Origin of the sequence: Prochlorococcus marinus str. MIT 0918 (assembly GCF_027359415.1) — a bacterium.
GTDB lineage: Bacteria > Cyanobacteriota > Cyanobacteriia > PCC-6307 > Cyanobiaceae > Prochlorococcus_E > Prochlorococcus_E marinus_C.
On record NZ_CP114780.1, the window covers coordinates 422,079 to 434,545 of the forward strand.

Sequence of the window (12,467 nt, forward strand, 5' to 3'; positions counted from 1 at the left end):
TAAGGCTTGGCATGAGATTCAAGTTGATAATTAGATAGAATTCATTTTATTTCATTAGTATTCTCTATCCCTTTCTTTACTAAAACAAGCAATGAACCTCCTAATGGAAATATAAAACCTAGTTTTAAAATGAATATTTCTACTTTCATCAAAAAATATAATGCCAAATTAAGATTAGGATCTATACCTAACTCTGCCTTAGAATCATAATTTCTTGGATTGTTATTTATAAGCCGCCTTTGTAAGAACATAACTGGTAGTAATAGACTTACAAATGAAGTTGAATATATAACCTCAAAACCTTTTGACTTAAGTAAGTTAAGTAAACCTCTTTTAGAATATCTTCGGCAATGGTTTGAAAATTCATCTGTATGAGACCATAGCCAGTTATGCTGGGGCACAGATATAAGTAAGGATCCATTAGGTTTTAATGCTTTATATAAATTAGAAACTACTTTTTGATCATTTTCTATATGCTCTAATACATCAAATGTTCCTATACAATCGTAAGTATTTTCTTCACTCATTATTGTTGCATCTATACATTTAAAATTACATGAAGGGACCCTTCTCCTTGCATACACTAAACCCTCCTCATAGTATTCACTAGCATTAAGACTTACTTCCGGAAATTCATTTGCTAAAGCCTTTAGAACAAACCCTGTTCCACATCCTACTTCTAAATAATTAGAAAACTTATTTACTTTGTTACGTAAAACCCATATAAGAATAGAATTTCTTGAGAGGAACCACCAATTTCCATTTTCTTTAAGGAATAGGCTTTCAAATTCTTCAGTAGGGAATACTTTATTTGACAAAAAAATCAAGGCCTCCTATTAATGACAATCTATTGGAAAAATCTAGATGAAAGAAATCAGATACAATAATTACCTTCTTTAGGATAATAAGCAAATTGATATCAATGAAATGAGTATAACTAAATTCCTTATTAAACTCCAGATATAAAAAGTTACCTCAAGCAATCAATAAACTCTTTTAATTCATTGCATTAAAAAGCCCTGCTATAAAGCAGGGCTTTTTATCACAAATCAGATAGAAAAATAATCTATAGATTATTAATCCAATTTAATTTGAGATGTTTCAAGGTTGTCAAACAACTTGCCAATACTTCTGAAGTCAAAGCCTAAAGCTCTTAGACCATGCCAGAAGTGTCCCTGAAGATATACAAAACCAATGTAGAAGTGAACATTGGTCAACCATGCACGTCCTGTGTGGGCATCAGCTGCAAGTGATGTATCTGTATCAACCCAATATGGAGCTACCCCCAACTTGAACTGAAGAACATCACCATAAAGATCTACTGGGTAGATAGTTGTATTGCTTGCACACCATAGGGCTGCAACAAAAGCTGTGTATGCAGCTCCAGCTAGGGATGTGGATAGAACAAATTCTGCAGAAAGGAGATCTGCTCCTTTAAATGAATTGTATTCACCATAATTCTTGGTGAGAATATGGAAAATACCACCAGCACTCATAAAGAATGCTAAGAAAGCATGTCCACCCATAATGTCTTCCAAACTACTAATAGAAAGGAAATCAAATTGATGGTTCCAGATCATTCCAAGATCAAGGTTGTACTCAACTTGGCGAACTACACCAGCTGCTGAGTCATAAATTCCATGCCACTTAGCCCATTCAACGAATTGAATGTTTCCTGCAGCTAGGAATAAAAGATGATGGCCAAGGATGAAAGTAAGTCTGTCTGGATCATTCCAGTCAAACTTGAACTTATTCGCTCTTGATGTAGCAGGATAACTTTCTAGTTTTTCCTCATATCTAAAGGCATGAAGCATTCCGCCACCGCCATATACACCTGAAAGGATCAGATGAAGTATGGCAACAACTAACAACTGATAGGTATCAGTGAATACACCATTAGATATCCCACCTAAACCAATTCCAGCTAGGTGAGGAAGTACAACAAGCCCTTGAGAGCCCATGGGCAAATCAGGGTTGTAACGAGCTAATTCAAAAAGGGTGTTTGCACCAGCTCCGAAGCAAATGAGGCCCGTATGCGCAATATGCGAGGAAATGAATCTACCGGATTTGTTAGTAACAGCTCCAGCATTCGCCGCATACCATGCATAGGAAACGTTGGGGTCTCCGTAGGTCTGCACGTGTGATTGGTAATAAAATACGGATCCAAGATATACAAAAGTTGCGAGAGATAGCCAGAAAATTTACATGGCTTATTGAAAATGTTTTCAATCGCTCCTATTTAGCTTAATTAATGAATGAAAACTAAATAAAAAAAGTGGATAGCTTAACGAATTAATTTAAAGCTTATGACAATTATGAATCAGAGCCATGTCTTTATTTTTGAGGATGAAATTAAAAAGGATATTGGAGGGATCCTAACCAGAAACAAGCTTTTAAGCTTTTTCAGTACAGAGCTAATAACCTCGAGAAGCAAAATCACTTTTAAGGGCATTAGCCATAAATATAAAAAAAAAATAAAATATCAGGCCAAAAAAAAAGGCATTGGTCAAAAAAGATTATTCATCGAGTTAAATAGATAAAATTAACTTATGAGAAGTGCACAAGAGGCGATATCCAATCTAAGAGCAAATATTAAGTATACAAATTATTAGTTTTAACACTAAAGCCTAAGCTGACTAACAATCTAATATTATTAGAAGGAAGTATCTAGGTAAAGAGTGAATCAGAAGAAGTAATAACTACAATAAGTACCAAAACATATTTTGCATTACTAATTAAATCTATTTGGAAGTATAAGTATTATTATGAATAATAAAATAATCTCCTAATACATATTATAGTTATCTGATAATCCCTTTCATACATTGATTATTAACTTATTATATTTATAGTTTTCCTCTAATAATATTTAATCAATTAACTGGTAAAAGAAAAATACTTAACAAGATCATTCACAATAGACATCGGCCTTAGCAAGGCTATGTAAGAAATAGTAATCAAGAATTAAACCAGAAAATATATTATGATTCATATAATAATAAAAGAATAATCACAAAATCACTTGGCAAAATTTTTATTTTACTGCCTTAAAATAGTACTTTTATAATAAGGAGAATAGAATAAAATAAAAAATATAGTAAGAAATACTCATTGCTTTTGCAGCCATGTAAAGCATTTTTTAAGAAATAAAATTAACAAATGCCTTCACTTCCAGAACTAGTTCACACAACCCGCCAAGGTGGGACTGTTCATAAATATGAATTAAGTGGAGGGAAAAGTTCATTCCTTAGGTATTTAGGTTGCTACCTAGGAACTTGTAAATTCTGCAATGATCTTGAAGAAGCTACTCAATATTTAGAAAATACATTTGAAAAATAGGTATCATACAATAGCAACTTAAAGAATATTTATCATATTTTGAAACAATAAACTATTATTTTTTTATTTAATTGTTTATTCACTTAACAGAACCTATAAATTCAAGGACTTTGAACGATCTTTTCAATCCTAATAAGGTAGTATCAAATTTGCTTAAAGCATAAAACTTATTGCTTTAAAAGACAGCAAGCTATGAACGATGAAGGAGTTGCACAATTTAAGAAGTTAAATTTGGATAATGATTCGTCCACTAATAATAATTTGTTGGAACGAAATAATCATGAGAAGTTAGTAAGCACATCTCAAAAACCTTCTAATCAACTAAAAAATGGTTTACTTGGGTGGTATGCAGTCTGTAGTACCAGAGAACTCAAAGATAACAAGCCATATTTTTTCACAATGTTCAATGAACCCCTTGTTATATACAAGGATAAAGAAAACAACTTGAGATGTATCAAAGATCTTTGTCCCCATAGAGGAGCATCATTTATAGGAGGAGAAGTAATAGATGGAGAATTAGTATGTCCTTACCACGGTGCAAGATTTTCTTCAAAAGGTGAATGTACAAACCTAAGTAGGATAACCTGTAACCATATAGTAGATGATAACTATGATAATTATGCTTCAAAGATTCATCTCTTCCAATACATTTGTAAAGAGGTAGGTGATTACATATATATTTATTATACAGGAAAAGCAAAAACTAATTTAAATGACTTTGAAGTTACTGATCCTTTATATACAAGGTTCATAAATAACTATGGCTTTAATATTGACGAATATGCTTTTGAAGAAGTTGTTGTTGATTTTAAATGTGATTGGGCAAGAATTATAGAAAATCACTTAGACATACTCCATCTATTCTGGGTACATGGAGAAACAATACCTGATAATGAAGTTAATAGAAAAGTTATTACAAGCTTTAATCAAGAAATAACAAAAGAGAGAGACCAAATAGAAAGTAAATATAAATATAAAGATAAAACTAAAGGAGAATTTATAAGAATAAAATTCTTACCACCTGGAAGAATAGTTATATATAAAGGTGAGCCAAAAGAAGCTAGGTATATACAAGTATTGGATCATATCCCTCTTTCTAAAAATCAAGCACGAGTAATTGTAAGACATTATAGGAAATTTATGAAGAATAAATTAATTACAGAGCTACTATTATTTAGAAAATTACAACATAGAGTTTTTTATAAAGTTTTTACCGAAGATTATATGATTTTGAGAACTCAAACATTTAATAACCAAATGGGTTACGTAGAAAAAGATAATGTTAAATTACTTGGAGAAGATAAAATGGTTCAATATTATTGGGATTGGTTTAAAAGTTCAAATATCAAGGATAATCCATGGGAAATACACCCAATAAACTCAGATACTAATTCAGTTCATCAAGATATAGCAATGCTTTATCCGCCTGCTAATAATAAGCTTCAAAAGAAAAATACTCAGAGTATAAAAATCAATCTATTAATTAGAATGCTTATACCAATTGGACTATTATTATTAATACTATAATGAATAATTATCAAAGACCTCCATGGTTAAACTGGCTCTATCTTTTTATATTTTTATTTTCTAGTTGGCAACTCTTTACAATGTGGAGTAGTAGGATTTGATAGAAAATGAATGGCTGAATGTAAAAAATTTAGTTCTTTATTTTAAAAACAAAAAGATACTTGACCAAATAACATTCAACTTATCAATAAAACAAAATACAGTTATTATTGGACCCAATGGTTCTGGGAAATCTACACTTATAAGAACTATTACTAAACACATTTATCCTAAATATCAAATAGATTCACATATTAAAATATTTGGAGAAGATAATATAAATATATGGAAATTACGTACTCACATTGGATTTTTAATAACAGAGATAGATTCTAGAATTAAAAATACTACTCTAGTAAAAGATGTTATTCTTTCCGGGTTCCAGGGTACATATGGACTAGTCAACTATAAACTTATAACAGCTGCTCATATAAAAGCATTAAATAATTTGTTATGTAAAATGAATCTTAATGGTATTAGTGATTATTATTCAGATTTATCCGATGGCCAAAAAAGAAGAGTATTAATTGCTAGAGCAATTGTAAACAAACCTAAGGTATTAATACTTGACGAGCCTACTAGTATGTTAGATATAAAATGTACATATGAACTTCTAGATAGTCTAAGTAAATTAGTTAAAGATGGTATTACATTGTTATATGTAACTAATAATATTCAAAATATAATACTAGAAACAGAAAGAGTTATTTTGATTAAAAAAGGAAAAATAATTGCAGATGGTGACCCAAATAAGATATTAACTTCAAAGAACCTTAGTTATTTATATGAATATGACCTTAATGTAGATTTCTTAAATGGATTCTGGCGAATATCCCCCTCAAAAGAATTTTCAAATTAATATAATGATAATAATAGCCAAAATAACTATTAAAATAAATGGTTGCTTCTTAAAATAAAACTTAGTAAAATTATGTGAATTTATAATATTACTATTTGAAATAGAAGAACAACCGCATATCGTACAAATAAGTCTGCCTCCCAATGCCCTATCTGCAATAAGTTTATTAGAACCACATCTTGTACATATTTTCATAATTTTGTAAATATAGTTAAACTAAATAAAGTCTTGAAGGAATTCAATAGGAGATGACATATTCTTGGAAAATCCTAAAAGAGATTTGCTTTTATAACAATAGAGTAATTTCATTTTGGAATCAATTATGAATGTTCCAGTTCTTTGAGTAAGATACGAATGGTCAAACATATAAATATCCCATTTTGATAGCACCTCTATCATATTCAATAGTCTTAAAGAAGCCAATTCAAACGGTCTAAGTTTACCCTTACGACCAATTAGATTAAACATACTAGTTTTTAATAAAAAATTATTTGGAAAGCTTATATATTCATTTTCATCAAATATTTGTGAAGAATTTTTGTCCCCAACATAACCTCTTAATACTTCTAATAGAGTACCTGGAGAAAATACACCTAAACACATTAATATAAGATTTAGTAAGGGATTAATTGGCAATTCAAGACCACCAGATATCTCTAATCTCTTATGAAATAAATTATTTTCTACAACAATTAGATATTCTTCTGGTAATTTTGTATATTTGCAAAATCTCCTTTTAGATAGCTCAGTACCAATACCTACTACAATAAGATTAATATTAGAATCTTTTATTTTTTTTATATAGGGTAACAAACACTGAACATATTCAAAACTATCGAAGTCTCCTAACAGACCTAAGACAACTAACAAAGTTTTTCTAGGTAAATAAGTTTTATTAAGTTCTTGTTTAAATATTTTATTTATTGAAAAATCCTTTTGCATGGTTAATTCCTCTTAAAAATTCATAAAAGCTAGAATCATTTCTTTTTAGATATTTGTCTTTTAACTTGAATTAACATAATTCTATCAAATTTAAAACATAAGAAGTATCAGATAAATACAATCGGATGTATAAAAACAACAATAGTACTAAGCAATGTGAATTCGTAATTATTAAATCTGAAACAGTCCAATAGTTTAATAGTGCCTTTTAATTTATTACTCTCGTGCAGACCTACGGGAACCCAAACGTTACCTACGCTTGGTATGCGGGCAACTCAGGGACGACGAACCGTTCAGGAAAATTCATCGCAGCTCATGCAGCTCATGCAGGTTTGATGATGTTCTGGGCAGGAGCTTTTACTCTCTTTGAACTCGCTCGTTACGACTCATCTTTACCGATGGGTAATCAAAACCTTATTTGCCTTCCACATCTAGCTGGTCTTGGCATTGGTGGAGTCTCAAATGGTGTTATTACAGAACCATACGGTTGTACTGTTATAGCTGTTTTACACTTGATTTTCTCTGGTGTACTTGGTGCAGGTGGCCTTTTACACTCAATGAGATATGAAGGAGATCTAGGCAATTATCCTGAAGGTTCAAGAGCTAAAAAGTTTGACTTTGAATGGGATGACCCAGACAGATTGACTTTTATTCTTGGTCATCACCTTATATTTCTAGGCCTTGGAAACATTCAATTTGTTGAATGGGCAAGAATTCATGGAATCTACGATGCTGCTCAAGGTGTTACTAGAACTGTTAATTACAATCTAGACCTTGGAATGATTTGGAATCACCAAGCTGACTTCTTAACAGTCAATAGCTTGGAAGACATTATGGGTGGACATGCTTTCTTAGCTTTCTTTTTGATAATTGGTGGTGCTTTCCATATTGCTACAAGACAATATGGTCAATACACCGAGTTCAAAGGAAAAGGGCTCCTATCAGCCGAATCAGTTCTTTCATACTCATTAGCTGGTGTGGCTTATTGCGCATTTGTTGCTGCTTTTTGGTGTGCCACCAATACAACTATTTACCCAACAGATCTTTATGGTGAGGTACTTAGTCTTAAATTTGAATTTGCACCTTATTTTGTAGATACTGCAGATCTACCAGCAGATGCCCATACAGCAAGAGCATGGCTTTCTAACGTTCACTTTTATTTAGGATTCTTTTTTCTTCAAGGTCATCTATGGCATGCGCTTAGAGGAATGGGATTCGACTTCAAACGAGTTGGAAAAGCCTTTGACAATATGGAAGATGTCAAGATCACTGCAGGTTAATTCATAAAAAGATATTGCTTTAAAGGACTATCTTTTACTTAAAAGCCTCTTTAGGAAAGAGGCTTTTTTTCTTATAAATAATTGTGCGCTAATAAAAACATTTTTTCTCATTAAACACACCATGACGTATAAAAAATCACATTATCTATGTTTTTTTTGTGAAATCTCTCAACTACCTCCTTGCTATTGAGAATCGGTTGCAAAAAGGATCTCTTGCAATGTATGTTGATAAGTATTCTCAATAGCAAGAGTTGTTTAATAAATGAACTACAGATTCCTGCCAGATGGACCTGTACCTAAAGTAAGATTGTCTGTCGGGCAAACTGTTCTAATTGATCCTTCAGCTCGTTCAGGAGGTTCATGCTTAGAAGTTATTGATGGAATTGCAAGGGTTTACTGCCCTTGTGAAGAAACCGAAGGAATGACACTTGCATTCCTTCAATCTGGAGACCAACTAAGAACTGATCGTTTATGTAGTGATGGTATATGTGTAGAAGCTCTTACTCAACTTTGCTTTAGAAGTGATACTGAATCAACAGAAGCTAATGGATTTGATTCTGTAAATGAATGGACATTGCAACTATTACGTATTAGACATTTAGGGAATGCTGAACAAAGACTTCAAGCATTATTTGCATTACTTGTTAATCGTTTAGGGAAAAGATGTGGTGATTGGTGTCAACTTCCATTTAGATTAACTCACGAAAGAATAGGGGAACTAATTGGGTCAACAAGAGTAACTTCAACCAGATTAATTAGTCGATTAAGATCAGCAGATTTATTACTAGCTCCCTCAGGAGAAACTACTTTAAGTTTAGCTCCAGAATTCATAGAAGAATCTCCACTTTCTGCTTGAAATGAATACTGCAATAACCATTTCTGATTCTCTTATAACCAGCTTATGTAGAGAAATTGATTTTATAAGGTATAGATACAAGCGTATAAATGAATCTTTATCCTTTTGCAAGAACAACCTAGTAAAGAAAAGACTTTTAGAAGAAATTAATAATCTCAATGCACGAAGAATTGAATTAGTAGATATATCAAGTGAAATGCAAAAAAGTTTATCTCCTAGTACTGCAAAGTTATTCTTATATGAATTATGTAAACGTCCTTTAGACTTCTCTATTTGAAATATAGAAAATGAATTAGCTTATAAATTAAAATTTTTAAGCTAATTCACCGTCAATTATTAACAGTGCAGATGGCTGAGATTTAGCAAATTGTACTCTAGATAGTATATGTGCAAACTCATCTTCTGATTTAGTCTGAGCCTCTACTATGGGATCTAGAAAAACAGTTGTTCTTGTATCACTAGATCTTTCAGCTGTCGCATAAAGTTGATGAATTGAAGAAGTTACATCTGCTTCTAGCTGGAAAGAATCTGCTATAACTTCTTCAATAGAATTCCATTGTTGTTTTGGAGCTACTAAATCATGCAAAACTACTGTTTGACCTCTAGAGACTAAATAATTAGAAAAATTTACTGCATGTTGATGCTCAGATAATGACTCCTTTTGATAAAAAGATGAAAATCCGTTCAAATCTCTTTCTGCAAACCATATCGACATTGCAAAATATTGAGCACTCGCATGTCTTTCCGCTGTCAAATGAAGATATAACAACTCAACCAAAGATTTCTCCATTGGTTGAGCTATAGCCCTACCAGCTGGGCTAGAATTAACGATAGTTCTATTCGAAATAGCTTCAGTCATATGTAAATATATTTAGTTGTACAAATTATACAAGGAAATCAAAATAAGTAAAAAGGTTGGCAACTATCCTTAAAAACGTACTAGATTATAAAGGTTATCAATTGTATTAAAACAATTATCATCAAATGATTGTTCTATTAGGAAGAAAGAAAAATAGTCTTAGTTTCTTCGTACAAAATAAGAAAAAGAAATGCAAGCAAAGAAAATGTTCTAATTGGAAAGGAGGTAAGTGTAATTGTGGAAGATAAATAGGTCTTATATGTTTCGACCTTAATTTATTTTTCACTTAAGAATGCAAGAAATACATCCAGGGAATAAATAACCATACTTTCCAGAGATAAATTTAACATCACAATTATCACCTATATCAATAGTCGAATCTAAAGGTGCCGATATCCTTAGGATGCTACCTTCATAATCAACTCTCATAATCCAATATGAATTAGAGAATTCTTTTCCTTTAATAACACATTTTCCATGAAGTGAAGGTATGATTTCTAAAGAATTATCATCTAACATAAGTAATTCTGGTGTTTCCTTAATTAAATGATTTTGCACTAGAACCTTCCCGAAAGAGGTCTGTATCAAACCAGATTTAAATTGTATATTTATTAAATTATTCTGAGAAACAAATTTACCAATAAATGGTGTTTCTGGTTTAGTTAAAATTTCTATAGGGGAAGCACATTGATGAATAATTCCATTTCTCATTACTGCTACACGATCACAAATACCAAGTGCCTCTTGAGGATCATGAGTAACTAGTATTGCTGAAGCTGAGCAAGAACTAAGAACACGCGATAATTCATTGCGTAATCTATATCTAACTTCAACATCTAGGCTGCTGAAAGGTTCATCTAAAACAACAATAGAATTTCCAGGAGCTAATGCTCTTGCAAGCCCAAGTCGCTGCCTTTGACCTCCAGAAAGTTCATGAGGGAAACGATTTACAAACGACTTAAGGTCTAATAAATCAACTAGCCAGTGTGCCCTTGATTTATTATCTGATGGTTTTAATCCGAATATTATATTTTCCCAAGCATTCAAATGAGGGAAAAGTGCATAGTCTTGAAATACCATGCCTATCCCTCTTCTTTCTGGAGGCAAAATATAAGAAGGGGATGAAATAATATTATCTTCTAATGAAATAATTCCTTTATACGGACGTTCAAAGCCTGCGATTAATCTTAATAAGGTTGTTTTCCCGCACCCTGAGGGCCCTAAAAGTCCAAGAAGTTCTCCATGTTTTAGAGTTAAGTTAACCGAATTAATAGTAAGGCCACTATTTGGGAAATCTCCATAATGATGACTGAGATTGGAAATCTCTAGTTGATTATCATTCACAACTCAAAACCAATAAAAAATGAAAAAGGCTGAAAGAGCAAATTTAATTATGCATAGATTAGCTGAAAAATATCCTAATCCACCTATACCTCTAAATCATACTAATAGTTTTACATTACTTGTTGCTGTTGTCTTAAGTGCACAATCTACTGATAAAAAGGTCAATGAAATAACACCTGCTTTATTCAAGAATCGTGATAACGCAGAAGAAATCAATAAATTAGGTAAAGATGTTATATATGAATATATCAAACAAATTGGATTGGCTAATACAAAGGCAAAACATATATACGAGCTAAGCAAAATCATTAAGAGAGACTATTCAAATAAGGTGCCTGACAATCTCGAAGATCTTAAGTCATTACCAGGAGTAGGCCATAAAACAGCAAGTGTTGTAATGTCTCAAGCATTTGGAGTGCCTTCTTTCCCAGTTGATACACATATTCACAGACTTAGTCAAAGGTGGAAATTAACCACAGGAAAAAGTGTAGAGCAAACAGAAAAAGACTTGAAAAAACTTTTTCCTAAAGAAAAATGGAATTTATTACATTTACAAATAATTTATTATGGTAGAGAATATTGCACAGCTAGGGGGTGTGACGGGACAAAATGTTATCTATGCAAGGAATTATTTCCATTAAGAAAAAAACCTATAATTTGTAATAAATGATGGTATCGGAATAAAAGTAAATAAACAATGTACTAAATTATTAGCTAATATAAATTGTATTTTAAATTTTTTATATGAATATCGCAGTAAGTGGAGCATCTGGAAAAACTGGATTTAGGATCTCAGAAGAGGCCTTAAAAGCTGGCAATAAAGTCAGGCTAATAACAAGAAAAAACTCTATAATTCCGGAATCCCTAAAAGGGTGTGAGAATTATCAACTAGATTTTTCCCAGCAAAATATTTTAGATAAAGCATTACAAGGTATAGATACCTTAATTATTGCAACAGGTGCTAGACCTAATATAGATTTAACTGGACCTGCAAAGGTTGATGCATTAGGTGTTAAAAGACAAGTCTCTAGTTGTCAAAGAGTAGGTATAAAAAGAATAGTTTTAGTTAGTTCACTATGTGTAGGTAAAATACTTCACCCACTAAATCTTTTTGGATTTATATTATTATGGAAACAAGTAGGTGAAAATAGTGTGATTAATAGTAATATCGATTGGACAATTATTAGGCCAGGCGGACTAAATGAGAAAGAAAATGATTTAGATAAAGAAAATATTAACTATACAACTGAAGGAAATCAAGAGGAGGGGTCAATACCAAGAAGATTAGTAGCAAAGACATGTATAGATGCATTAAAAAATACATCATCAATAAATAAGATCATTGAAATAACAAGTAATATAGAGAATAATAATATATCCTTTAAAAAAGCCATAGAAGGCTTTACTATAAAAAGATAATCA

Annotated in this window: 13 protein-coding genes; 8 read left to right on the top strand and 5 right to left on the bottom strand. The window is 31.6% G+C overall.

Annotation, left to right across the window (positions count from 1 at the left end; all coding sequences use genetic code 11):
* Positions 1–41: 41 nt before the first annotated feature.
* Positions 42–818 (bottom strand): class I SAM-dependent methyltransferase, encoded by a 777-nt coding sequence (locus O5636_RS02255; protein ID WP_269622999.1) that lies wholly within the window; start codon positions 816–818, stop codon positions 42–44.
* A 258-nt stretch (positions 819–1,076) separates the two neighbouring features.
* On the bottom strand, positions 1,077–2,138 hold the full coding sequence (locus tag O5636_RS02260) for a chlorophyll a/b binding light-harvesting protein (protein WP_269623000.1): 1,062 nt from the start codon (positions 2,136–2,138) through the stop codon (positions 1,077–1,079).
* Between the two features lie 1,021 nt (positions 2,139–3,159).
* On the opposite strand from O5636_RS02260, the gene O5636_RS02265 reads away from it, so the two are divergent.
* From O5636_RS02265 to O5636_RS02275, 3 genes are all read left to right on the top strand, one after another.
* On the top strand, positions 3,160–3,339 hold the full coding sequence (locus tag O5636_RS02265) for a hypothetical protein (RefSeq protein WP_269623001.1): 180 nt from the start codon (positions 3,160–3,162) through the stop codon (positions 3,337–3,339).
* 192 nt (positions 3,340–3,531) lie between these two features.
* A complete protein-coding gene (locus tag O5636_RS02270) occupies positions 3,532–4,866 on the top strand; it encodes a Rieske 2Fe-2S domain-containing protein (protein WP_269623002.1) in 1,335 nt (444 codons plus the stop codon).
* A 97-nt stretch (positions 4,867–4,963) separates the two neighbouring features.
* Entirely contained in the window at positions 4,964–5,764 is an 801-nt protein-coding gene (locus O5636_RS02275; RefSeq protein ID WP_269623003.1) for an ABC transporter ATP-binding protein, read from the top strand.
* Between the two features lie 216 nt (positions 5,765–5,980).
* Here O5636_RS02275 and O5636_RS02280 read toward each other — a convergent pair whose 3' ends face one another.
* Positions 5,981–6,706, bottom strand: coding sequence for an AhpC/TSA family protein (locus O5636_RS02280; RefSeq protein ID WP_269623004.1), 726 nt, complete (start codon positions 6,704–6,706; stop codon positions 5,981–5,983).
* Positions 6,707–6,930: 224 nt separating this feature from the next.
* Between O5636_RS02280 and O5636_RS02285 the strand changes: the two genes are divergently transcribed.
* From O5636_RS02285 to O5636_RS02295, 3 genes are all read left to right on the top strand, one after another.
* Positions 6,931–7,986, top strand: a complete 1,056-nt coding sequence (locus tag O5636_RS02285; RefSeq protein WP_269623005.1) for a chlorophyll a/b binding light-harvesting protein — start codon at positions 6,931–6,933, stop codon at positions 7,984–7,986.
* Positions 7,987–8,248: 262 nt separating this feature from the next.
* On the top strand, positions 8,249–8,842 hold the full coding sequence (locus O5636_RS02290; RefSeq protein ID WP_269623006.1) for a Crp/Fnr family transcriptional regulator: 594 nt from the start codon (positions 8,249–8,251) through the stop codon (positions 8,840–8,842).
* A 1-nt stretch (position 8,843) separates the two neighbouring features.
* Entirely contained in the window at positions 8,844–9,119 is a 276-nt protein-coding gene (locus O5636_RS02295) for a pilus assembly protein (protein ID WP_269623007.1), read from the top strand.
* 36 nt (positions 9,120–9,155) lie between these two features.
* Here the strand turns inward: O5636_RS02295 and O5636_RS02300 are convergent, their stop codons facing one another.
* Together O5636_RS02300 and O5636_RS02305 are read right to left on the bottom strand one after the other, a co-directional pair.
* Positions 9,156–9,701 carry a ferritin gene (locus O5636_RS02300; RefSeq protein WP_269623008.1) on the bottom strand — a complete coding sequence of 182 codons (546 nt, stop codon included), beginning with the start codon at positions 9,699–9,701 and terminating at the stop codon, positions 9,156–9,158.
* Positions 9,702–9,983: 282 nt separating this feature from the next.
* Positions 9,984–11,045, bottom strand: coding sequence for an ABC transporter ATP-binding protein (locus O5636_RS02305; protein WP_269623009.1), 1,062 nt, complete (start codon positions 11,043–11,045; stop codon positions 9,984–9,986).
* Positions 11,046–11,064: 19 nt separating this feature from the next.
* Between O5636_RS02305 and nth the strand changes: the two genes are divergently transcribed.
* Together nth and O5636_RS02315 are read left to right on the top strand one after the other, a co-directional pair.
* Positions 11,065–11,715, top strand: a complete 651-nt coding sequence (gene nth, locus O5636_RS02310; protein WP_269623010.1) for an endonuclease III — start codon at positions 11,065–11,067, stop codon at positions 11,713–11,715.
* A gap of 74 nt (positions 11,716–11,789) precedes the next feature.
* Complete coding sequence (locus tag O5636_RS02315; RefSeq protein WP_269623011.1) at positions 11,790–12,464, top strand: SDR family oxidoreductase; 675 nt, start codon at positions 11,790–11,792, stop codon at positions 12,462–12,464.
* The last annotated feature ends 3 nt before the right edge of the window (positions 12,465–12,467 follow it).

Excerpts from the sequence above, each read along its gene's own strand:
- O5636_RS02265 (WP_269623001.1), top strand. The coding sequence starts at position 3,160 with ATGCCTTCACTTCCAGAACTAGTTCACACAACCCGCCAAGGTGGGACT.
- O5636_RS02270 (WP_269623002.1), top strand. The coding sequence starts at position 3,532 with ATGAACGATGAAGGAGTTGCACAATTTAAGAAGTTAAATTTGGATAAT.
- O5636_RS02290 (WP_269623006.1), top strand. The coding sequence starts at position 8,249 with ATGAACTACAGATTCCTGCCAGATGGACCTGTACCTAAAGTAAGATTG.
- nth (WP_269623010.1), top strand. The coding sequence starts at position 11,065 with ATGAAAAAGGCTGAAAGAGCAAATTTAATTATGCATAGATTAGCTGAA.
- O5636_RS02295 (WP_269623007.1), top strand. The coding sequence starts at position 8,844 with ATGAATACTGCAATAACCATTTCTGATTCTCTTATAACCAGCTTATGT.
- O5636_RS02315 (WP_269623011.1), top strand. The coding sequence starts at position 11,790 with ATGAATATCGCAGTAAGTGGAGCATCTGGAAAAACTGGATTTAGGATC.
- O5636_RS02300 (WP_269623008.1), bottom strand. The coding sequence starts at position 9,701 with ATGACTGAAGCTATTTCGAATAGAACTATCGTTAATTCTAGCCCAGCT.
- O5636_RS02280 (WP_269623004.1), bottom strand. The coding sequence starts at position 6,706 with ATGCAAAAGGATTTTTCAATAAATAAAATATTTAAACAAGAACTTAAT.